Consider the following 21,470-nt stretch of genomic DNA (forward strand, 5'->3'; position numbering starts at 1 on the left):
AAACGAAAGAGAAGTAATGAAAAAAGCTTTATTTTTAGTAATTTTGATATGTTTTACAGCTTGTGTTAAGCAAAATGATGAATTTTATAATTCAAAAGAAGAAATAATGTTAAGGTCTTATTATGTAAATGATTGCATTATTAGCTATTTAGGAGTTAAGGATAATAACGATTATTTTGTGATTGCTAGTAAAAATGAAATTGAACATATAATAATTGAAGGGTATTTGGTTCAATTTTTAAAACTGCCAAAAAATGAATTTAATTTGCCTTATAAAAATAATTTTTTATATTTTTACAAAATAATAAATACTGCTAGTAAAAAGACAAATATTGATATGGAAATTACCTTAAATAATGAAGAAACAAGAAGCGCTAAAATACAAAGAATTTCAAAATCTCTTGAATATCAATTTTAAGGGCTAAAAAACCCTTAAAATTACGCTAATAATGATGCTATTTGAGTTTGGTTAAAATTAACTTGTTGAGCGTTTTTAAAACTTTCTTCATTTTGCTTTAAAAAATTAGCGTTTAATTTAGAAAAATCTTCATTTTTAAATCTATCGTTATTGTTATTTGCTGTTTTTAAACTATTTTCTATTTTTTCTAAATCATTTTTCAAATCAACTTTATTTGTATTATTATTTTGAATTTTTGAAATCATTTCATCTTGTTGAGTGCTGATTTCTTGATATTTTTTCTCGCTTAATTTTTCTTCACTTACTTTTTTCTCATTTAATTGTTCTACCGAAGTATCTTCAACTTTTTGAGTAGCTTTATTTTGAGCCATTAAGACATTGCTTTGTATGTTATTGTTAATTTGCATACTAAACTCCTTTTAAATTTTGCCGATTATAGCCTATTTTTCTTTTTTCTTAGTAAAAAATAATATTAATTGCAAAATAACTATAACTTTAAAAATCATTTCACTTTGCTTATGATTATCATTAAAATCTTTACTATCAGTAACGCCTAAAACCTGCATATCAAGCACATTAGCTGTATAATAAAATACAAATACTAAGGCTAAAATCAAAATTATTAGGCTTAAAATTGGCTTTAAACTAAATAATTTATTTGAAATACTTTCATAAATAATATTAAAAAAGCTTACGAAAAGTAACAAATAATTAAATTTTACAAACACTTGTGTCATCAAAAGTCCGCTTTGAAAGTGACTTAAAATCCCATCTCCAATAATTGCACTAGGATAAAAAATAATAGGAGCAACAACAATTCCTATGAATAATTCTACAAAAATTATTCCAGCTAATAAAAAATCATTAATTTTTTTCATAATCTAACCTTTCTGCTATAAAAACTCTATCAAAACCATTTAAATCTTTATAAAAACTAGCCTTAAAATTCTTTTCTTTTAGATAATCATTTAGGATTTCTTTTTGATCATATCCAAATTCGCACATTAAAAATCTCACATTTTCTAAATAACATTTATCAATTATTTTAAATAATATCTCATATCCTTTTTTACCACCAAAAAGCGCTGTTTTAGGCTCTTTTAATACTGATTTATCTAAATTATATTCGGTGCTAATATATGGAGGATTTGAGATAATTAGTTCATAGTCTTTAAAATTAACTTTCATAAAATCGCTAATAAAAAAATCACAATTTACATTATGCAATTTAGCATTTTCATTGGCTAGTTTTAAGGCTAATTTGTTTATATCACAGGCTTTAATATTTGCTTTTGTAAATAATTTTAAAAATATACTAACAATCCCACTTCCAAAACCTATTTCAAAAATATTTTTTATGTTATTTTGATTTATTAGATTTATTGCTAAATCTATTAGTATTTCAGTATCATTTCTAGGAATTAACACTCCTTTAGCACATTTAAATTCTAAATCTTTTATGTAAGTTTTTGAGAATATGTATTGCAATGGAGTGCCGTTTTTGTATTCGTTTGCAATCTTTAAGAGTTTAATTTTATCGCTTGGATTTATCACATTTGCCCTTGCAACTGAATACTCAAGCATTGAATATGAAAAATACTCCATTATAATCTGTCTTGCAATTACTTCATTGCTTAGGGCTTTTAATTCGTTAAATGTGGCTATCATTTAATGCACTTATTCTTCTACTTAAACTCGGATGAGTTTTACAAATCATTTCATAAATAGCGTTATGGTCTAGCAAGGCTTTATTATGAATAGCTAATACCTTTAAAGCACTTATCATATCGTTTTTGCTAGTTTTTATTGCCCCATGTTTATCTGCACTAAATTCATTTTTTCTTGAAATAGAATTTAAAATAGGACTTAAAATAAACGAAATTGCCGAGCCTACCATAATAAAAGCAAACAACGGGCTAGATACAAAGCCTTCTAAATTAAATTGATTTTCAAAAAAACTTGAAAAATATCCAAAAAATGCAAAGGTAATTAATAGATTTAAACCACTTATAAAAAGCATTTTTAAAATATCTTTATGTTTAAAATGCCCTAATTCGTGAGCTAATACGGCAATTAATTCATCTTTACTCATAGCATTGATTAAAGTATCATAAAGAACTACTTTTTTTGCTCCAAACATACCCGCAAAATAAGCATTAAGTCTAGTATCATTTTTACTAGCGTCCATACTAAATACCCCATTACTTTTAAAGCCACATTCATCTAATAATTTTGCAATATCATCTCTTAATTCACCTTCTACAGGGCTTAACTTATTAAACAATGGAACTATAAAATTAGGATAAATAACCATAGCTAAAAGACTAAAAATAAATAAAATAACAAAGCCACCTATCCACCAAAACTCGCCTAATTTAGCAATAGCAAAAAGCAAAATATAAACTAAAGCTCCACCTATAATTACTAATAAGATTAATGATTTTAAAAGGTCTTTAAAATACATTTTAGGAGTTTTTTTATTAAAGCCGTGCTTGGTATCAACAACCATAGTTTTATAATAATCTAAGCAAGTTAGAATGCAAGAATTTATAATAAAATACAATAAAACTAAAATAGTATTATCAAGCAGTGAATTGGGCTCAAAATGAACCTTTAATACATTAAATAACACCAATATAAATACGCAATTTAAAATAAGTGCTAAAAAATTATTTAGTATTGAAAATTTATGCTCAACTATGGCTATATTTTTAAATTCTATAAATTGCTCATCACTTAAAAAACCTTTATTTGTTTTTGTTTTAATATGATTTATTTCAAGTAATTTAAGTATTGTTTCAATCACAAAAATTACACTAATTATACTAATTATCAACATTTTCTAACCTTTCTGTAAGTTCTAAAACTTCGTAATACTCATTTTCTAAAAGCTCTAATTCTTGATTTAAATTCTCAAGTCTTTCATTAAGAGCTAATATCCCATATTTTTCATATTTTGCAGGGTCGCTTAAGTATTCATTTAATAATCTAATTTCTTTTTCAGTCTCTTCAATCTTAACTGGGTGTTCTTCTAGGATTTTATTTTGTTTATAGCTTAATTTTACGCTTTTTTTACGCTCAACTTTTACTGGTTTTTCTTTATCATTTTCTATTTCACTATTTAACTCGCTTAATTCATCGTTTAATTCTAAAAGTTCACTAAATTTCATAGTTTCAATTTCAATTGATTGATTTGAAAAGGCAAAAAGCTTAGTAGCAAGTCTATCTGTAAAATATCTATCATGACTTACAAATATCAAAGCACCTTTAAAATCCATTAAATACTGCTCTAAAATATTAATTGTAGCAATATCTAAATCATTAGTAGGCTCATCTAAAATTAATACTTCATAATCTTTTGTAAAAAGTTTTGCTAAAGCCACCCTACTTTTTTCGCCACCACTAAGTGAGCCAATTTTATAAGTAAGTTGTTCTTTAGGAAATAAAAAATGCTTTAAATATCCATATACATGCATATTAGAGCCTTTCACATTGATAGTATCACCGCCATTTGGACAAAAATACTCAATCAAAGTTTCATCATCTTTTAAATCACTTTTTTTCTGGTCAAAATATCCTATATTTATCTCACCTTTTTTAATAAAACCACTGCTAGGGCGAAGTTTTTCAAGTAGAATTTGTAAAAAGCTAGATTTTCCACAGCCGTTTTTGCCTACAATTGCTATTTTTTCACCTTGCAAAATCCTTGCATTAAATGGCTTAAATAATAATTTTTCGCCTAGCGTTAGGCTAATATCGTGTAATTCAAAAAGCATTTTTTTCTTATTTGCTATTAGTGGATTTGATTTTATATCACTTGCACGGGCAAGCTCAACTCTTAGCCTATTCAAAATACTAGGATTTTTTTTAGCCTCTTCACGCATTTTAAAAATACGCTCTTTTCTGCCTTCATTTCGCTTAAGCCTTGCTTTTACCCCACGACGCAGCCATTCTTCTTCGCTTTTTAATTGTTTTACTAAAGTTTCATAGCTTTTATTAAGGCTTTCTAGTAATCTTGCCTTAGCTTGTAAATAATTTGAATACCCACCTTCAAATTCTCTTAATTTTGCATCTTCTATTTCTACGCATTTACTTGCAATATTGTCTATAAAATATCTATCGTGACTTATAAAAATAACACATTTTTTACTAGCTTTTAACATATCTTCAAGGTATTTACACATAGTTACATCTAAGTGGTTCGTAGGCTCATCTAAAATCAAAACATCAGGAGATTTAAGCAGCATACAAGCAAGGCTTAATCTTCTTAATTCCCCACCACTAAGACTTGCTAGATTTCTATTTATAAAACTACTTAATTCAAATTCTTTTAAAGCTCTATTTATTTTACTATCAATACTCCAAGCGTCCTTGCTCTCTATTAAATCAAATAAAATTTGTTGTTTTTGTAATAATTCTTTATCATTTGGATTAGTTGATAGTTTAGAATTAATCTCATTATATTCGCTTAAAGCATTAAAAATATCGCCTAATTCTAATTTAATATATTCATCTACGCTAAGATTATAATCTATATTAATGCTTTGAGAAAGCATAGAAAAATTTATACTTGAATTAATCAAAACCCTACCATTATCAGGCTCTATTTCTTTAGTAATTATTTTTAAAAATGTAGATTTGCCCTGCCCGTTTTTACCTATTATTGCGATTTTTTCGCCATCGTTTATACTAAAATTTACATTTTTTAAAATAACTTTTTCGCCGTAAGCTTTATCAATATCAATACAATCTATTAAAATCAATTTAAATAATCCTTAAGTTTTTTAAAGGCTAGTATTCTAGCCTTTAAAGATTATTTAACATCTACATCAAAATAAATTTCAACTTCTTCGTGAGTTTTCTTTCCGTGAAGTGCTGAGATTTGTTTATCAGTTGAAAGTGCTGTGAATGCTTCAGTTGTATTAAAATCAGTATTCATATTAATTACTCCTTTTACAACTAATTTACCATCAGCTACGCTATAAGTCATTGGAATTTCTTTTGTAATATCATTAAATGTGATTACACCTGTAGCACTACCACTTGTTTCATCACCTTTTACATCTTTTAAACTAGCTTCAATTTTACTATTTTTTAAATTTGCAATATAAGTTCTATGGATATTGTTTTCACGAATTTTATCTTTTGTATTTTCGTTAGCAAAATCCATACTTGCTTTAGTTCCATTTAAAATATCTACAACAGAGCCACTTGTTTTGCTAAATTCAAATTTAGCATCATCAATAACACCAGGAACACCTAATTTTTTTTCCATTTTAAAACCAGTAAAATGAGCTTTTACACTAGCTTCATCAATAGTAATTGCATAAGCACTTGAGCCTAAAATCGCAGTAGCGATGATTGAAGAAAATATCTTTTTCATTTTTTTATCCTTTTTTTTAAATTGAACCATTATTATACGATATTTTGTTAATCATTATCATTTCTAATAGAAAATTTTTATTAATTAAAATTTTATATATTTATGCAATTTTTTTAAGGAGAAAAAATGTTAAAACAAATTAAAAAGTTAGCTTTAGTGTTGCTTGTTAGTTCAAACTTATTTGCCTTAAGTGAAGGTGTAGAATACAATGTGCTTGAAAATCCAATCCCAAATTCTGATAATTCTTTAACAGAAATATGGTCTTATCAATGCTCGCATTGTTATTTACACCACAATCACAATACTTTAGGACTAATAAAAGAGCAATTAAAAGATTTAGATATTAGATTAATGATGGTAAAAACTTGGGGAAAATTTGGTCAAGAAATGGCTAATTTACTTGCATACGCACATTATCAAGATGAAAAAAATAAAATTAGCTTGATTGATAAAAATAGCCTATATGATAAAATTAGTAGCGTTTATTTTGTTGAAATGTTTAAAAATAAATCAACTTGGAATAATAATCCTGATGAATTTTATAAATCTGGTCTAAGTATTCTTGGAATTTCAAAGAAAAAATTAGAAAGCTTCTTACAAAGCCCTGAAGGAAAATATTTATTAAGCTCAACTGATATTGCAAATGAAATTGCTAATACTTACGGAACTCCAACTTTTATTGTAAATGGAAAATATGTAATCAATTTAGCTTATGCAAAATCTCCACAAATGCTTATAGATATGATAAACGAACTATCTAAAAAATAAGGATTTACTTAGGTAAATCCTAAATATTTATAATACTTGCATTATGAAGTAGTGAAATGTTGCATAAAATTATAAAACTCTTACAATATTTATCTTATTATTTATCTTGGTTATGCGTAGTTGTTGGTTTGATTGAGCTTTTTATGGGCTTTAATTTTGCTTATTATTTTATATCTGCAATTTTGCTTTCTGCTATTTATGGAAGTATTAAAAAGAGATTAGATGAGATTAAATTTAATAAATACTTTTTAATAATTTTAGCTTTAGTATCTGCTTATAAATACTATGAATTTTTTATAAAAGAGCCAAATGATTTAATAACAAAAATCATAAATGCTAATAAAACTTGCCTAGAAAATCAAAGATATTGCATAATAAATGAAGTTACTACAAAAGAACTCAACGCTGTATTACTAGATAAAAACAATGATGAAATTCTTAAATATCTAAAAGAGTATGGATTTAGAAAAAATGAGAAAAATAATATGCTGTATTTTCAAGATACTATTTATAAAAACCCAATTGATATAGCAATAAAATTGCAAGATAATCAAATAAATAAAATATATTATAAAGCAGATAGAAAATAAATCTACTTTACACAAAATAAGCAAATCCTACTTATATACCTTATAATGAATTTCTTGGATTACTTTATCTTTATAAATTAAAGCTATGAAAATAGTCTTGCCAAACACTATATTTTTATAACAAATATTAGCGTTTTTATAACACCTTAGCATTTTAAATTCTTTAAAATATTCATAAACTTCATAAGGGCTTTTATCCTTTATGTTTTTATTAAGTGCATTGATTAAATTAATATCATCTAATAAAAAATAATCATCAAAATTAATCGTTTTAGCCTTTATAATCTGCATTACAAGTTCATTTGGCAGTTTTAAAAAACAATCATAATATTTATAGGCGCAAAATACTAGCAAGATAGCTAAAACAAGTGCTTGGTATTTAATTGTATTTTTACCAACTAATTTATAAATTATGAAAAATAAAATCGCATAAATAATGTCTAAAATAAAATCATTTTTTACATAAAGATTAAATAAAGCATTAGCTAAGGCAATAAACATTATATAAAATGAAAAATATTTTAAAATACTAAAAAATCTATCTTTTAAATATATTTCAAAGTTTTTTAGCCTTTTAGAAATTATGTAATAAAGCATAAAAGATAGGCTTGAAATTATCAAATAAATTATAAAATCTAAGTGATTATTAAAACTCAATGGATTTATATAGATTAAATAAAACAAAGCTAAAGCTACGAAAAAGAAAAACCAAGCTAGATAAAAAAGTATATTTTTTATAAATACAATAAAATCATTTTTAAAAGCCATATTTTCTCGCATTATATTATTTTAGTTTTGAAATAAATTTATTGTAAATATAATTTATTGCAAGAGCTAAATACATATAAAATAAATTAATATTTAAAATATCTTCTTCTAAAAATATTTTATAAAATTGTTGATAGTAAGTAATAAAAATAGCAATAGTTAAAAAGAATAAATAAATTGTCTTAACTCTAAAAAAATAACACACAATATGTATTATTAAAGATATAACTAATAAGCTAAAACTAGGAAAAATATTATAAAAAAGATACAATAATGCAACAATAAAAATCAAACTTATATACGCATATTCAATATTGATTTTATGTGAAATTTTATTTTTAAAACTAGCAAAAAACCACATATAAGGCAGTAATAAAAAATGAATAATTGTAAAAATTATGTTGAAAAATATATAGCTATCATTTGAGTTATGTGAAAATGCTTTAGTTAAAAGCCCTAAATCAACAGAATAATAAAGTGATAAATAAAACAAGAATAATAAAAATCTATAAATACTAATCTTCAAATAAGAAAATGGAAAAAACATAGCTTTAAAATAATCAAAATCTATTAAAGCTTTATCCTTGCTATTTAAATTAATAATAACTCAAGATATTAGCATATTAATATAGTTTTTCATTACTTTCCTTTTTTATTAAAATAAATCTTGTATATATTCTATTCCAAGAAATGGCTCGTATTATATTACAATATCTTTCATCACAATACCATTGTCTGTTTCATTACTAACGAATGTTATATCATAATATTGACCTTTTATAATCTTCTTGCAAGAATAAACATTATTTTTAAATTTAATTTGTTTAAATCCACTATCCTCAAAATATTTTTTAGTATTATCTCTTATTTTTGTATTAACATAATCAAATAAATCTAAATCATTTTTTATCACATAGATATATCCGCCTTTCTTTCCATCTGTAAAATACCCTTTATTAGAACTTATAATCATTTTTATTAATTCATTTGGTTCTTTTATATGTGTTATATAAAATTGTGAAATTATTAGCAAAGTTGATAAAGTAATAAAAATATATAAAACTTTTTTAGAAGGTTTATAATCTCTTATAATCATTGACATTAACAAATAAAGAAAAGCAAAAACTATCGTGCAAAGCAATAATATATCATTACAAACATTGATATAAATTAAAGATACAAGATGTATAAAAAAAATTATAAATAAAGCAAGAAAAATATTTTTCAAAATACCTATGATAAGTTTTAAAATATTAAAAATTTTACCAATACATTTCATAGTTTTACCTTTTTTGCTTGAATAGTATTTAAAATACATAAAAGACAATTAAAATTCTAATTTTTATTAATATAATTTATTTTATATTAAAATCTTCTCATTAAAAAGCTTGATATTTTTATAAAAGGATTTAAATGTTTTTAAAAGAGTTGTATTAACCCTAGCTTAGGTATTAATTAAGCTAGGGTTATTTGGAATTTTATTCCCATTCTATAGTTGCAGGTGGCTTACTAGAAATATCATAAACTACTCTATTAATTCCATTAACTTCGTTTATAATTCTTCTACTTACATTCTCTAATAATTCATAAGGTAAATGAGAAAATGTAGCTGTCATACCATCACTTGCATCAACTGCTCTTAAAGCTATCGCGTTATCATAGGTTCTATTATCACCCATTACTCCAACGCTTCTTACATTTAACAATACGCAAAATGCTTGCCAAGTTTTATCATAATAACCATTTGCTTTAAGCTCTTGAATGAAAATATCATCAGCTTCTTTTAAGATATTTAGGCTTTCTTCATTTACTTCACCCATAATTCTAATTGCAAGTCCTGGACCTGGGAAAGGATGGCGATATACTAAGTCTTTAGTAAGACCTAATTCAAGTCCAAGTAATCTTACTTCGTCTTTAAATATTTCTTTTAAAGGTTCAACTAATTTTAAATTCATCTTTTCAGGTAAGCCACCTACATTGTGATGGCTCTTAATTGTTTTTGAGCTACCTACAACGCTACTTTCAATAATATCAGTATATAAAGTGCCTTGAGCTAAAAATTCAACACCTTCTTGTTTTTTTGCAAAATCTTCAAATATTTCAATGAAGGTATTTCCGATAATTTTACGCTTAGTTTCTGGGTCTGTTACACCTTTTAATTTCTTTAAGAAAATTTCTCTTGCATCAATTGTATTTAATTCTATTCCGAATTTTAATTTAAGCATACTTTCTACTTGCTCTTTTTCATTTTTTCTAAGTAATCCAGTATCAACAAAAACTAAAATAGTTTGTTCTTTAATAGCACTAGCAAGCAATGCAGCCACAACGCTACTATCTACACCACCACTAATTGCACAAAGAACCTTTTTATCTCCAACTTGCTCTTTAATTTTCTCAATTTGTGTCTTAGCGAATGAACCCATATTCCAAACGCTTTCGCAATTGCAAACATATTTTGCAAAGTTTTTAAGAATATTTTTACCAAATTCACTATGTTGAACTTCAGGATGAAATTGTAAGGCATACATTTTTTTCTCATCATTACCATATACGCAAAATGGACTATTATCACTAACAGCAATAGTTTTAAATCCTGCTGGTAAATTCTCAACCTTATCAGAATGGCTCATCCAAACCACTTGAGATTTAGGTAAGTTTTTAAATAAACAACTATCTTCTTGAATGCTAATTTTAGCTTTACCATATTCTTTATGCCCTGCAGGTGCAACAACTGCTCCAAAATGATGAGCCATTAACTGCATTCCATAACAAATCCCTAAAATCGGCAAACCTAAATCAAAAATTTCTTTATCGCAAAAATAAGCATCATTTGCATAAACACTAGCAGGACCACCACTTAAAATAATACCTTTAGGCTCATAATTTTTAATATCATTCGCACTAATATTAAATGGTAAAATAAGTGTATAAACTCCTTGCTCTCTAAGTCTTCTAGCAATAAGTTGGGTATATTGCGACCCAAAGTCAAGCACTAAAATATCTGCTTTTTCCATTAATTTCCTTTCCTAATATAAATCAAAATATTCAAATTGTAACCACCAAACAATAACACTTAGAACATAACCTAATAAAACAGTCCAAGCATATTTCATATGAGAGCCAAAGGTATAAATTCCACGCATTTTTCCCATTACTCCAACCCCAGCAGCAGAACCAAAACTAATTAATGAGCCACCTATTCCAGCTGTTAAGGTTACTAAAAGCCAATCATCTATATTCATATTTGGATTTGCTTTTAAAACCGCACTCATTACAGGCACATTATCAACTACCGCACTTAAAAATCCAACTCCAATATTTGTGCTCATAACTCCAGCAAAATCATATAATCTTGAAGCATAAGCTAGCCAACCTGCAAAATGAAGCGCTCCAACAGCGGCTAAAATACCGAAGAAAAATAGCAATGTATCCATTTCAATTTTAGTCATATATGAAAATATATTTATATCTTTTTTACCACGAGCGACATTAAATCTATAAGTATAAAGACTTAAAAGTGATAAGCCAAACATCATTCCCCACATAGCAGGTAAGCCAAATAATGAGTGCATTAAAACTGCACTAAAAATCGTTAAAGCACCTAAGAAAATAATGATTTTTCCACCATCTTTTATACGCTCAACTTTTAAAGATTTTTCATCAAAATTAGGTTTTACATTTGGAACAAATTTACTTAATAAAAACGCAGTAAGCCACCAACCAAGGAAACTAGCAGGAAATAATGCGAAAAAGTCTATAAAAGGACTTTTACCAGCAGTCCAAACCATAAGAGTTGTAATATCTCCAAAAGGACTCCAAGCTCCACCTGCATTTGCAGCTACAACTATATTTATAGCACCAGGAACTAAAAATTCCTTTTTTTGATTGTCAATTGTAAGTAAAACGGTTGAAAGAATTAAAGCTGTAGTTAAATTATCAGCAACAGGAGATATGAAAAATGCTAAAAGCCCAGTTAGCCAAAATAATTTTCTATAAGTATATCCCTTTGTTACAAGCTTATATTTTAAGGTATTAAACACATTACGCTCAATTAAAGCTTCAATATAAGTCATAGCAACCATTAAGAAAAACACTATTTCAGCAATCTCTTCTATTAAATCCTTTACTTCATGTTCTAATGGCTCTGTGCTTTTTCCATTTAGACACAAATAAAGCCCTAAAATAATAAACATTAAAGTTCCGATAAATATTGCAGGTTTTGTTTTGTTTATATGATATTTATCTTCAGCTGCGATAAAATAGTAACCGATGATAAATATCACTAAACATAAAATTCCCGCCCATGAAAATGTAATTTCCATAAAAGCTCCTTTTTAAAAAAATGATAGATATTATTTACTCTAATTCAACAAAGGGTAATTTTTGCGTTTGCGTTGACTTGTTATTATAATAACTTGGGTCGCTTTTATACCCACAAGCAGAAAACAACAAGGCAGCAAGTAAAACAATATGGTGGAATTTAAAAACATTGAAAATATTCATAATATTCTTTCTTCTCATAATAAAAACCTTTTATTTTTAAAGATTAATAAGCAATTAAAATTATTTATTTTAAGTATGCCACCTGACCTTAAATATAAATTAACTCAAAAAGGTGTAGTTTGTGATGTATTTAAAAAATATAATAAAAATTGCTTTAGAATTAGAGTTTATCATCCGACTTTAGCACAAGACTTAAGAAATGATTCAACTATAAAAACATTAAAAGAACATATTAAAATATATAAAAGAATTAATCCAAAAGACGCTGCTATTTTAAATCTATTTGAAGAAGAAATTATAATTAATTCTAATGCTATTTTAAAAGCATATATTGATTATGAAAAATCAAAACAACCAAAAATATTTTTAAAAGACTTAATGTGTGAGAATTTTCAAAATCTAGCGATATATGAAGAACAAAAAATATTAATAAATAATCTAAAAGAAAGTATCAAAAAAACAAATGCAAAAATCAAATCTCTTAGACAAAATTAAATCATTACCAAATTCTTCTGGAGTTTATAGATATTATCATAATAATACCTTGCTTTATGTAGGTAAAGCAAAAGATTTAAAAAAAAGAGTTAAAAGCTATTTTGCCTTTACTCCAAGCCTTAGAGCAAATCCTAAAAACTCTCCTAGAATTATAAAATTAATTGAAGAAGCAAATAATTTAGAATATACCGCTACAAATAGTGAATTAGACGCACTGATTTTAGAAAATTCATTAATTAAACAAATGCGACCAAAATATAATATTTTATTAAGAGATGATAAGACTTATCCATATATTTGCTGTGATTTAAAAGAAGCTTATCCAAGATTTGAGATAACTAGAAAGGTTAAAAAAGACCCACTGACTAAATATTATGGGCCTTATGCTAGTGGGGCTAAGGATTTGTTAGAAGCATTGTATTTGTGTTATCCATTAAGACAAATGAAAAGCTGTAAAAAAAGATGTATATTTTATGATATGTCAAGATGTTTAGCTCCTTGTGAGTTTAGTGTTAAAGATGAATATGAAAATATCTTAAAACAAGCCTTGCAAGCTCTTAAAAATCCAAAACAAATGCTACAAACTTTAAATGAAAAAATGTTTAGATATGCTGATAATGAAAACTACGAAGAAGCGGCAAAAATAAGAGATATGATAAATCATATAAAGAATTTAAATCAAGAAATTGAAGTGGATTTGGCAAAAGATGTTAGTTTTGATGTATTTGCAATAACCAATAATAATGAATTCTTATCAAGCACTAGATTAGTGATAAATCACGGAAAAGTAATAAGCGTAATAAATGAAAAAATATCTAATAAAGAAGGTGATTTTTTAACCCAATTAATACTAGCAAACTATAAAGAAGGAATAATTCCAAATAATATTTATATAGAAAATTACAATGAAAATATAAAACTTTTAGAAGAATACTTAAGCAATCTTGCAAATCATAAAGTAAATATAAAAATCGCAAAAACTTTAGAGATAAAAAAACTAATTCAATTAGCTAAAAACAATGCTTTAATAAATCTTGAAAAGACTGAAAATAATATAGCAAATAAACTAAAAAGCTTTTTTAATCTTGGCAATACTCCTTATAACATTGAAGTATTTGATAATTCACATTTTCAAGGTCAAGCAATAATCGGAGCTTTAGTTAGTTATGATGTGTTTTCTAATAGTTTTAATAAAAATAATTATAAAAGATTTAATCTTACTAGCAATAACGATTATGAACAAATGAGAGAAATGCTTACTAGAAGGATAAATTCTTTTGATAAATCAGCCTGTCCTGATTTGTGGATTATAGATGGTGGAAAGGCTTTATTAGATTTAGCAAACGAGCTTTTAGCTCAAAATGAAATCAATTTAGATGTAATTGCAATTTCTAAAGAAAAATTAAATCATTTAGCACATAGAGCAAAAGGTGCTGCTAGGGATAAAATACATTTTAAGGATAAGGAATTTAATCTTAAAACAAGTGATGAAATATTGCAATTTATTCAAAAACTAAGAGATGAAGCTCATAGATTTGCAATTACTTGCCATCAAAACGCAAAAAGAAAGCAAGATATAAAATCATCAAAATTAGAGCAAATTGGAATTTCAAAAGCTAGTATCGTAAAATTATTAAAATACTTTGAAAATTATGAAAATATATACAATGCAAGTTATGATGAAATAGCAAAAGTAACAAATAAAAATGTAGCAACGAAAATTAGCCAAATTATTAAGTAATCATTTAATTTAATAGACATAATTATGCTCTAAATTATATAAAGGATTGTTGTGTTCCCAAGCTTGTTTAATATATTATTATGTGCTATTTTAATAGCAAGTTTATTTATAGAAAACCTATTAAATCAAACAATTTTTACAATTATTCTAGCAATAATTTTGATATTTAATGCTGTTAGTTTTATGGCTGCATTAATTAGAAAAAAAAGTGCTAACCAAAAAATAAATATTTTAAAAGAAATTTTAAAAAGTTTAGGTGCTAATAGCGATAACTTAGATTTGAATAAGAATTTAAGATTAATCGTTGATGAGGTTGGTAAAATCAAACAAAAAATGATGGCTTTGCAAAATCACAACGAATTTTTACATAAGCATTTAATTGATAATGCTAAACAATTAAAGAATATAAATGCCGTGTTATCTTATACAAATGATAAGAATTTAAATCAAATTAAAGAATTAATAGAAAAGCATAATGAAGATAATATTCAAAATATATACTCTTTAACAAAAACTACAATTACATACGAAACTAATTACGATAATTTTGATAATGAGTTAAATCCTAATTTTGCAAGTGCAAAAATAGCTATTTTAAATAATGATTTATTAGAAAACTTTTTACTAGAAACATTACTAAATCAATACGGAATTAGTGTTGATTTTTATACAAAAATTAATGATTTTTCAAATTATGCCTGCGTTATAGCTGATGAAAATTTTAATTATAAAGAAAAAAATACAATTATCTTAAGTGAAAATTGCAATAAAGATAGTTTTTTAAAAAGACCTTTTAATAAAAATAAATTAAAAAATATTTTAGTAACAATACTAAATGATTATAAGAGTGATATGAATACAACAAATTATCAAAACGATGTATTAATATTGCTTAGTTCTGATATGCAAAGTGATTATTTATATCATATCGCAAATAAACACGCAAAATTGAATAAAAAAGTAGATAGTATAAGTTCATTTAAAGATGAACTAAAAAATAATTATAAAATCATTGCCATTGGATATGAGGCTATTTTATTTGATTATGAAAGTTTAGTTAGCAATATTAATCAAGTAAAAAGCGAAAATCCAAATACTTTTATAATGTTATTTTTAGGCAATAAACACGCTAAAAAGAATTTAGATTTTGCAGATTTGATTATTAAAGATGCTACAGAAACACAAATTGCAGAAGTAATGAAGAAATATTTATGATTAGATACTTGCTTTTTAAATACCTAAGATTTGATAAATCAATGCCATTTATTATGATTACTAAGCTACTTGCTTTTATCGGAGTAGCTTTAGGAGTTTGTGTTTTAATAATAACTATGGCAGTAATGAATGGAATGAATAAAAGCTTTATTGATAAATTACTTACTATGAATTATCCAATTACTTTATATCCTAAAACCACATTAATTGATGAAGAATTAATAAATGAATTAAGTAAAAATTATAAAATCAGTCCTTTTATTCAAACACAAGCCGCTATTAAATATGGTAATGAAATGAGAGGTGCTATAATTTTTGGGATTGATTTTGAAAAAGAAAAAGAAGTAAATAAAATTTTTAAAGATTATTATTTAAATTCTAATTTGAAATTCCCCGCAATTTTAGGCAATTTACTAGCTTCAAGATTAGAAGTTAATAAAGAAGATAAAATACATATAATTTTTACAAATCTTAATGCAAATGCTTTTAGTATTACACCTAATATAAAAAGTTTTTATGTAAATAATACTTTTCATTCAGGTCTAAATGCTTATGATTCATCATATGTGTATGTAGATATTAAAGATTTACAAAAGGTATTAAAAAATAATGAGATTACAGGCATTCACATAGATACTGCAAATCCTAAAGAAGAAATTAAAAAATTAAATGAAAAATACAAAAATAATTATTTTTTAGTTGGCTGGTGGGAGCAAAACGGCAATATTTTAAGTGCAATTGACTTAGAAAAAAAAGCATTATTTTTTATTTTAATGATGATAGTAATTATTGCTAGTTTAAATATAATTACTTCTTTATTTATGATAGTTTTAAATAGAAGAAATGAAATAGCCCTACTTTTAGCGTTAGGAACAAGCAAAAGCGAAATACAAAAATCATTTTTTACCATTGGTTGTTTTATAGGATTTATCGGAATTATTTTTGGTTGTTTATTAGGATTTTTTGGACTTTGGTTTTTAGATACTTTTGATATTATTTCTTTACCAGCTGATGTTTATGGTAGTTCAAAATTACCTATTAATTTAAGCTTGAGTGATTTTTGCTTTATTATTTTAGGTGCTAGTTTAATAGTAGTGTTATCATCACTTTATCCAGCATATAAAGCAAGTAAAATTGATGTATTAAAAACTTTAAGAAATGAATAAAAAGGAGTTGTGTTATGCAAATGTTTAAAAAAGAAGATATGAGAAAAGTTGTAGAATTTTTTACTGCTAATATTTATAGGTATTTTTATGATATAGATTTTGAATTTTGTCTTACTTATATCAAAAGCCCTGATGAAGAGCATAGAAAAGTAATTGCTAGTATTTTAAGAAAAACTGATTGTGTATTTGAACTAGATAGTGGAATAATAATATTATTTTCTGGAACAAGTAAAGAAAAAACACAAATAATAAGTAATGAAATATATGATTTTTTAAATACTAAAGCAAGAGATTGTGTAGCTTTTTATCCTTATGATGGAGATAATTTTGATGATTTAATGTTAAGATTAAATAATCTTACTACTAAAAACTATAAAGTAAATATCTTAGATGAATCAAATTAAACATATCATTGATTTATTAAAGCAAGGAAGAAATGTATTTTTAACAGGTGGTGCAGGAGTTGGAAAATCCTACACCATAGAAAAAATAATAAAAAGTGAAGCTTTTAAAACCATAGTCTTAGCAAGCACTGCACTTGCTGCTATTAATATTGGCGGAGACACTGTTCATAGATTTTTTAAACTAAGACTTGCAAAAAACATTAATGAGCTAAAAACAAGTAAAGATGATTTAATGGCTTTAAATAAGTCTTTATCAAATATAGATTTAATAATAATTGATGAAATTTCAATGATTAGTAGTGATGTTTTTGATATGATTTATTCAAGGCTTTTTGGTTATAGCAATATAAAATTACTAATAGTTGGAGATTTTTATCAACTCGAACCTGTAAAATCCGATGGAAATTATGCTTTTTGCTCTAAATACTGGAATGAATGTAATTTTAAGGTGATTGAGTTAATTACCCAGCACAGAATGGAAGATAAGGAATTTTATGAAAATCTAAGAAGTATTAGGATTGGCAATATAACTAATACTTGCATAGAGTATTTTAAAAAGTATAAAATTCAAGATGATATAAATAATTATGATGATTATACAATTATTTGTGGCACCAATGAAGAAGCAAAGAATATAAATAATGCTAAACTTAAAAAAATTGATGATGAAGAATATGTTTTTAACTCAAGTATTAAAAAAAATACAGAATTAAACGAAGAACAAGAAAAAGAATTTAAACAATGGCTAAAAGCTCAACCAATTGAAGAAGAATTTATTTTTAAAATTGGAGCTAAAGTTATTTTTACTTATAATTCTGATAATTATTATAATGGAATGCAAGGAGAAATAATTGCGTGGGATAAAAGTGAGCAGGAATTAAAGATTAAATCTAATAGAATGATTTATTCAGTTTACCCTAAAGAATTTTTATACTTTAATGACCCTGAAATAGCAGCTAGCTATAGGGTTAATCCTAATTTAGTTGATACCAAGCCTGATGCTATATTAAAAGCATTCCCACTAAAATTATCATATGCTATTACTATACATAAAAGTCAAGGAATGAGTATTGATAAGTTAATTTGCAAATGCGATAGGATTTTTGCACAAGGTCAGCTATATGTTGCATTATCAAGAAGTTCAAATCCTAATAATTTTAAAATTATTTTTAATGGAAGTGATAAATCGTATGAGAATTTGTTTAGACTAAAGGCAAAGACAAATCAAGTGGTAAAGACATTTTATCAATTTTGCGATAAGGAACAATTATGAAAAAAATAATGCTAATATTTTTTAGTATTTTTGCATTTGCAAATAGTATAGAAATTAATAATTTTGAGACCGATTTGTATTCAAAATCAAACGGGCTTAAAAAAATTACTTTAAGTTTAAAAATCATAGGTGATAATGTTAATAACGAAAATGATTATATACAAGATAGTATTAATATGGTGATTTCTAGCTACTATTACGAAGATTTATTTACAGAACTTGGCAAGGAAAATCTCAAAAAAACCATAATAAAATATGCAGGTAAAAAATACTCTGTAAATATTGATGATATATTAATCATAAATCTAAAAAGCAAAGATAGTGCAGAAGCGATAAAAGAGATATTAAAAGACGCAAATTTAATATAAAAATTAATAAATAAGTTCATAAATTTTAGAACTTATTTAAGATTATTATTATAAATTATTAGCTAAATCTTTATCTTGAGAGTATTTAATATAACCTAAAACAAAAGCTAAAATAATTATTAAAATTACAAAAAATAAAATATTTAAAAAAGAATTTAAAAAAACAATAGGAAATTTAATAAACAAAAAGCTCATATAATTAGTAAAAAAAGCTTCGTAAAAATCCACACATAAAAAATATAATAAAATAGCTGGCAATAAGCCTATTTTAAACATAGAAAAAATCTGATTTTTATTTTGTATATTTTTATATTCTATTTTTAAAAATTGTTGATAGGCTAGTTTGATTAAATACATAAACACAAATGATAAAAGAATTTGAATTGAAACATTTGAAGCAATATAATCAGACAAATATTTAAAAAACATCAAAAAAGACATATAAGAAATGATATATCCATCAATCTTAGAAATAACCTTTAGCATAACTTTTCCTTTTAATAGAATTTAAAATAAGAATTTTAAATTCTTATTTTAAATCTTATCTTACTGATATTTTATCAAATCCTTAAATCCAGCTTCGCTAAAGCCTTTTAGTCTTAATTGGCAAGATTCACATTTACCACAAGCTAAATCATTACTATCATAACAACTATAACTAAGCTCTAAAGGTGCTTTTAGGCTCATTCCAAGTTTTACTATTTCTGATTTTTTTAGCTTGATTAAAGGAGTAATTATTTTAATATCTTCTCCACTACCTTCTTTTATAAACGAAGCGGTTTTTTCAACGAAATCTAAAGTAGTATCAGGATAATTGCTAGAATCCTCACTAACTAAACCCGTATAAATTGCACTAGCATTAAATCTTTGTGCAACAGCAGCAGCAATACTATAAAAAATCCCATTTCTAAAAGGCACATAAGTATTTGGTAATTTACCATTTTTACCTAATTCATCTTTTGGAATTTCTAAACTCATATCAGTTAAACTAGAGCCACCAATTTGTTTGAAAAAATCCATATCCACAACTAATTTTTCTATATTATAAAACTTGCAAATTTCATTAAAAGCTTGCAATTCTCTTTGCTCTGTTCTTTGACTATAATTAAAATGAAGGGCTATTACTTTATAGCCTTCATTTATAGCACAAGCAGTGCTAACGCAGCTATCTAGCCCTCCACTTAAAATACTTATAGCGATTTTACTCACTTATATTCCTTTACAAATTCTGCGATTTTTTCTATACCTTCTATGATATTTTCCATTGAAGTTGCATAAGAAATTCTAAAATACCCACTCATTCCAAATCCACTTCCTGGCACGCAAGCTACTTTTTTATCATCTAAAAGCTTAGCACAAAACTCAACATCATCAGGATTAATACTAGAGCAATCAATAAATAAATAAAACGCCCCGCTAGGTTTTACGCTTAATTTAAGCCCATTAATGCTATTAATCATTTCACAAGCTTTATCTCTTCTTTTTTTGAATTCTTTTTTCATCATCTCAATATCTTTATCAATCTCTCCAACTAAAGCAGGAACTGCAGCAGCTTGAGTTATGCTACAAATATTACTTGTGCATTGACCTTGAAGATTTTTCATTAATTTATTTAATTCTTTATTTTTACTAGCACTATAACCAAATCTATATCCTGGCATTGCAGCGCATTTGCTAAGTCCATTTATTGTAACCGTGCGTTTTAGTGCATCTTCGCTTAAACTTGCAAACGCTACAAATTCTCCATCATAAACTAATTTTTCATACATTTCATCAGCTAATACAACAATACTAGTGCCTTCTAAAACTTTAGCTAATGCCATTAATTCATCTTTTGAATATAAAGCTCCACTAGGATTACTAGGATTATTCAATATTAATATTTTCGTCTTAGGTGTAATTGCAGCTTTTAATTCATCAGCACTGATTTTAAAATCTTTTTTAGGAGTTACAATCACAGGAACTCCACCTGAATACTTAACTTGCTCTGGATAAGTTACCCAATAAGGAGCTGGGATTATTACTTCATCACCATCACAAACAAGTGCTTGAATTGCATTAAATAAACTATGTTTAGCTCCAACATTTGCTATTACTTCACTTATCTCATAATCTAAATTATGGTCTTTTTTAAGCTTAGTGCAAATTGCTTTTAAAACTTCAGTAGTTCCAGATACTGGAGTGTATTTTCCGCATCCATCATTTATCGCTTTAATAGCTGCATTTTTTACAACTTGCGGAGTATCAAAGTCAGGCTCTCCTGCACTAAAACTAATAACTCTTACACCTTGTTCTTTTAGTAATTTTGCCTTAGCTGTAATTGCTAAAGTTATTGATTCTTCTAAACCTTTAATTTTTTCTGAAAATTGCATATTCTC

At 25.6% G+C, this 21,470-nt stretch carries 24 protein-coding genes; 10 read left to right on the forward strand and 14 right to left on the reverse strand.

From position 1 onward, the window contains the following. The first annotated feature begins 16 nt into the window (after positions 1–16). On the forward strand, positions 17–418 hold the full coding sequence (locus AVBRAN12642_RS04100; protein WP_336607982.1) for a hypothetical protein: 402 nt from the start codon (positions 17–19) through the stop codon (positions 416–418). Positions 419–438: 20 nt separating this feature from the next. Here AVBRAN12642_RS04100 and AVBRAN12642_RS04105 read toward each other — a convergent pair whose 3' ends face one another. From AVBRAN12642_RS04105 to AVBRAN12642_RS04130, 6 genes are read right to left on the reverse strand one after another with little or no spacing between them, the layout of a single operon-like run. Further along, the gene (locus tag AVBRAN12642_RS04105; RefSeq protein WP_336607131.1) at positions 439–825 is read right to left on the reverse strand and encodes a hypothetical protein; all 387 of its coding nucleotides are present in this window, start codon (positions 823–825) and stop codon (positions 439–441) included. 33 nt (positions 826–858) lie between these two features. Then, positions 859–1,296, reverse strand: a complete 438-nt coding sequence (locus AVBRAN12642_RS04110; RefSeq protein ID WP_336607983.1) for a DUF4149 domain-containing protein — start codon at positions 1,294–1,296, stop codon at positions 859–861. Then, the gene (locus AVBRAN12642_RS04115; RefSeq protein WP_336607984.1) at positions 1,283–2,086 is read right to left on the reverse strand and encodes a HemK/PrmC family methyltransferase; all 804 of its coding nucleotides are present in this window, start codon (positions 2,084–2,086) and stop codon (positions 1,283–1,285) included. The genes AVBRAN12642_RS04110 and AVBRAN12642_RS04115 overlap by 14 nt, the downstream gene beginning before the upstream one ends. Next, positions 2,070–3,257, reverse strand: a complete 1,188-nt coding sequence (locus tag AVBRAN12642_RS04120; RefSeq protein ID WP_336607985.1) for a M48 family metallopeptidase — start codon at positions 3,255–3,257, stop codon at positions 2,070–2,072. Before AVBRAN12642_RS04120 ends, AVBRAN12642_RS04115 begins: the two co-directional genes overlap by 17 nt. Further along, positions 3,244–5,181, reverse strand: coding sequence for a ribosomal protection-like ABC-F family protein (gene abc-f, locus AVBRAN12642_RS04125; protein WP_336607986.1), 1,938 nt, complete (start codon positions 5,179–5,181; stop codon positions 3,244–3,246). The genes AVBRAN12642_RS04120 and abc-f overlap by 14 nt, the downstream gene beginning before the upstream one ends. A 50-nt stretch (positions 5,182–5,231) precedes the next feature. Then, the gene (locus AVBRAN12642_RS04130) at positions 5,232–5,801 is read right to left on the reverse strand and encodes a hypothetical protein (protein ID WP_214150635.1); all 570 of its coding nucleotides are present in this window, start codon (positions 5,799–5,801) and stop codon (positions 5,232–5,234) included. Between the two features lie 126 nt (positions 5,802–5,927). On the opposite strand from AVBRAN12642_RS04130, the gene AVBRAN12642_RS04135 reads away from it, so the two are divergent. Together AVBRAN12642_RS04135 and AVBRAN12642_RS04140 are read left to right on the forward strand one after the other, a co-directional pair. Continuing rightward, a complete protein-coding gene (locus AVBRAN12642_RS04135) occupies positions 5,928–6,569 on the forward strand; it encodes a thioredoxin domain-containing protein (protein WP_214117544.1) in 642 nt (213 codons plus the stop codon). A 56-nt stretch (positions 6,570–6,625) separates the two neighbouring features. Beyond that, positions 6,626–7,159, forward strand: a complete 534-nt coding sequence (locus AVBRAN12642_RS04140; RefSeq protein WP_336607987.1) for a hypothetical protein — start codon at positions 6,626–6,628, stop codon at positions 7,157–7,159. 27 nt (positions 7,160–7,186) lie between these two features. Here the strand turns inward: AVBRAN12642_RS04140 and AVBRAN12642_RS04145 are convergent, their stop codons facing one another. The 5 genes from AVBRAN12642_RS04145 to nhaD all read right to left on the reverse strand — a co-directional run bounded on the left by AVBRAN12642_RS04145 (position 7,187) and on the right by nhaD (position 12,249). Beyond that, positions 7,187–7,927 carry a hypothetical protein gene (locus tag AVBRAN12642_RS04145; RefSeq protein WP_336607988.1) on the reverse strand — a complete coding sequence of 247 codons (741 nt, stop codon included), beginning with the start codon at positions 7,925–7,927 and terminating at the stop codon, positions 7,187–7,189. Positions 7,928–7,943: 16 nt separating this feature from the next. Beyond that, positions 7,944–8,474 carry a hypothetical protein gene (locus tag AVBRAN12642_RS04150; RefSeq protein ID WP_336607989.1) on the reverse strand — a complete coding sequence of 177 codons (531 nt, stop codon included), beginning with the start codon at positions 8,472–8,474 and terminating at the stop codon, positions 7,944–7,946. A gap of 153 nt (positions 8,475–8,627) precedes the next feature. Further along, entirely contained in the window at positions 8,628–9,206 is a 579-nt protein-coding gene (locus AVBRAN12642_RS04155) for a hypothetical protein (protein WP_336607990.1), read from the reverse strand. Between the two features lie 199 nt (positions 9,207–9,405). Next, positions 9,406–10,941, reverse strand: coding sequence for a glutamine-hydrolyzing GMP synthase (gene guaA, locus AVBRAN12642_RS04160; protein ID WP_214117549.1), 1,536 nt, complete (start codon positions 10,939–10,941; stop codon positions 9,406–9,408). Positions 10,942–10,953: 12 nt separating this feature from the next. Further along, positions 10,954–12,249, reverse strand: a complete 1,296-nt coding sequence (gene nhaD / locus AVBRAN12642_RS04165; RefSeq protein ID WP_214117550.1) for a sodium:proton antiporter NhaD — start codon at positions 12,247–12,249, stop codon at positions 10,954–10,956. Positions 12,250–12,397: 148 nt separating this feature from the next. Here nhaD and AVBRAN12642_RS04170 point away from each other — a divergent pair, with 148 nt between their 5' ends. The 7 genes from AVBRAN12642_RS04170 to AVBRAN12642_RS04200 are packed head-to-tail and all read left to right on the forward strand — an operon-like array spanning position 12,398 to position 19,092. Then, positions 12,398–12,925, forward strand: a complete 528-nt coding sequence (locus AVBRAN12642_RS04170; RefSeq protein ID WP_214117551.1) for a hypothetical protein — start codon at positions 12,398–12,400, stop codon at positions 12,923–12,925. Further along, the gene (gene uvrC / locus AVBRAN12642_RS04175) at positions 12,894–14,666 is read left to right on the forward strand and encodes an excinuclease ABC subunit UvrC (RefSeq protein ID WP_336607991.1); all 1,773 of its coding nucleotides are present in this window, start codon (positions 12,894–12,896) and stop codon (positions 14,664–14,666) included. The genes AVBRAN12642_RS04170 and uvrC overlap by 32 nt, the downstream gene beginning before the upstream one ends. Positions 14,667–14,717: 51 nt before the next feature. Further along, entirely contained in the window at positions 14,718–15,881 is a 1,164-nt protein-coding gene (locus AVBRAN12642_RS04180; RefSeq protein WP_214149969.1) for a hypothetical protein, read from the forward strand. After that, positions 15,878–17,047 (forward strand): ABC transporter permease, encoded by a 1,170-nt coding sequence (locus tag AVBRAN12642_RS04185; RefSeq protein WP_336607141.1) that lies wholly within the window; start codon positions 15,878–15,880, stop codon positions 17,045–17,047. The genes AVBRAN12642_RS04180 and AVBRAN12642_RS04185 overlap by 4 nt, the downstream gene beginning before the upstream one ends. A gap of 14 nt (positions 17,048–17,061) precedes the next feature. After that, entirely contained in the window at positions 17,062–17,451 is a 390-nt protein-coding gene (locus AVBRAN12642_RS04190; protein WP_214117555.1) for a hypothetical protein, read from the forward strand. Further along, on the forward strand, positions 17,438–18,724 hold the full coding sequence (locus tag AVBRAN12642_RS04195) for an ATP-dependent DNA helicase (protein WP_214117556.1): 1,287 nt from the start codon (positions 17,438–17,440) through the stop codon (positions 18,722–18,724). The genes AVBRAN12642_RS04190 and AVBRAN12642_RS04195 overlap by 14 nt, the downstream gene beginning before the upstream one ends. Then, positions 18,721–19,092: a flagellar basal body-associated FliL family protein gene (locus tag AVBRAN12642_RS04200; protein WP_214117557.1), complete on the forward strand. Its 372-nt coding sequence runs from the start codon at positions 18,721–18,723 to the stop codon at positions 19,090–19,092. Before AVBRAN12642_RS04195 ends, AVBRAN12642_RS04200 begins: the two co-directional genes overlap by 4 nt. 48 nt (positions 19,093–19,140) lie before the next feature. Here AVBRAN12642_RS04200 and AVBRAN12642_RS04205 read toward each other — a convergent pair whose 3' ends face one another. The 3 genes from AVBRAN12642_RS04205 to AVBRAN12642_RS04215 are packed head-to-tail and all read right to left on the reverse strand — an operon-like array spanning position 19,141 to position 21,464. Continuing rightward, positions 19,141–19,578: a hypothetical protein gene (locus AVBRAN12642_RS04205; protein ID WP_214117558.1), complete on the reverse strand. Its 438-nt coding sequence runs from the start codon at positions 19,576–19,578 to the stop codon at positions 19,141–19,143. A gap of 60 nt (positions 19,579–19,638) precedes the next feature. Then, a complete protein-coding gene (gene queC / locus AVBRAN12642_RS04210) occupies positions 19,639–20,301 on the reverse strand; it encodes a 7-cyano-7-deazaguanine synthase QueC (protein WP_336607142.1) in 663 nt (220 codons plus the stop codon). Further along, the gene (locus tag AVBRAN12642_RS04215) at positions 20,298–21,464 is read right to left on the reverse strand and encodes a pyridoxal phosphate-dependent aminotransferase (RefSeq protein WP_336607143.1); all 1,167 of its coding nucleotides are present in this window, start codon (positions 21,462–21,464) and stop codon (positions 20,298–20,300) included. Before AVBRAN12642_RS04215 ends, queC begins: the two co-directional genes overlap by 4 nt. Positions 21,465–21,470 lie beyond the last annotated feature (6 nt).

This window comes from Campylobacter sp. RM12642, assembly GCF_020137635.1.
In the GTDB taxonomy this organism is placed as follows: Bacteria; Campylobacterota; Campylobacteria; order Campylobacterales; family Campylobacteraceae; genus Campylobacter_E.

Excerpts from the sequence above, each read along its gene's own strand:
- AVBRAN12642_RS04145 (WP_336607988.1), bottom strand. The coding sequence starts at position 7,927 with ATGGCTTTTAAAAATGATTTTATTGTATTTATAAAAAATATACTTTTT.
- AVBRAN12642_RS04110 (WP_336607983.1), bottom strand. The coding sequence starts at position 1,296 with ATGAAAAAAATTAATGATTTTTTATTAGCTGGAATAATTTTTGTAGAA.
- nhaD (WP_214117550.1), bottom strand. The coding sequence starts at position 12,249 with ATGGAAATTACATTTTCATGGGCGGGAATTTTATGTTTAGTGATATTT.
- AVBRAN12642_RS04215 (WP_336607143.1), bottom strand. The coding sequence starts at position 21,464 with ATGCAATTTTCAGAAAAAATTAAAGGTTTAGAAGAATCAATAACTTTA.
- AVBRAN12642_RS04170 (WP_214117551.1), top strand. The coding sequence starts at position 12,398 with ATGGTGGAATTTAAAAACATTGAAAATATTCATAATATTCTTTCTTCT.
- AVBRAN12642_RS04150 (WP_336607989.1), bottom strand. The coding sequence starts at position 8,474 with ATGTTTTTTCCATTTTCTTATTTGAAGATTAGTATTTATAGATTTTTA.
- AVBRAN12642_RS04195 (WP_214117556.1), top strand. The coding sequence starts at position 17,438 with ATGAATCAAATTAAACATATCATTGATTTATTAAAGCAAGGAAGAAAT.
- AVBRAN12642_RS04135 (WP_214117544.1), top strand. The coding sequence starts at position 5,928 with ATGTTAAAACAAATTAAAAAGTTAGCTTTAGTGTTGCTTGTTAGTTCA.
- AVBRAN12642_RS04205 (WP_214117558.1), bottom strand. The coding sequence starts at position 19,578 with ATGCTAAAGGTTATTTCTAAGATTGATGGATATATCATTTCTTATATG.
- AVBRAN12642_RS04140 (WP_336607987.1), top strand. The coding sequence starts at position 6,626 with ATGTTGCATAAAATTATAAAACTCTTACAATATTTATCTTATTATTTA.
- AVBRAN12642_RS04155 (WP_336607990.1), bottom strand. The coding sequence starts at position 9,206 with ATGAAATGTATTGGTAAAATTTTTAATATTTTAAAACTTATCATAGGT.
- guaA (WP_214117549.1), bottom strand. The coding sequence starts at position 10,941 with ATGGAAAAAGCAGATATTTTAGTGCTTGACTTTGGGTCGCAATATACC.
- AVBRAN12642_RS04100 (WP_336607982.1), top strand. The coding sequence starts at position 17 with ATGAAAAAAGCTTTATTTTTAGTAATTTTGATATGTTTTACAGCTTGT.
- AVBRAN12642_RS04120 (WP_336607985.1), bottom strand. The coding sequence starts at position 3,257 with ATGTTGATAATTAGTATAATTAGTGTAATTTTTGTGATTGAAACAATA.
- AVBRAN12642_RS04185 (WP_336607141.1), top strand. The coding sequence starts at position 15,878 with ATGATTAGATACTTGCTTTTTAAATACCTAAGATTTGATAAATCAATG.
- AVBRAN12642_RS04115 (WP_336607984.1), bottom strand. The coding sequence starts at position 2,086 with ATGATAGCCACATTTAACGAATTAAAAGCCCTAAGCAATGAAGTAATT.
- AVBRAN12642_RS04130 (WP_214150635.1), bottom strand. The coding sequence starts at position 5,801 with ATGAAAAAGATATTTTCTTCAATCATCGCTACTGCGATTTTAGGCTCA.
- uvrC (WP_336607991.1), top strand. The coding sequence starts at position 12,894 with ATGCAAAAATCAAATCTCTTAGACAAAATTAAATCATTACCAAATTCT.
- AVBRAN12642_RS04190 (WP_214117555.1), top strand. The coding sequence starts at position 17,062 with ATGCAAATGTTTAAAAAAGAAGATATGAGAAAAGTTGTAGAATTTTTT.
- AVBRAN12642_RS04200 (WP_214117557.1), top strand. The coding sequence starts at position 18,721 with ATGAAAAAAATAATGCTAATATTTTTTAGTATTTTTGCATTTGCAAAT.
- AVBRAN12642_RS04105 (WP_336607131.1), bottom strand. The coding sequence starts at position 825 with ATGCAAATTAACAATAACATACAAAGCAATGTCTTAATGGCTCAAAAT.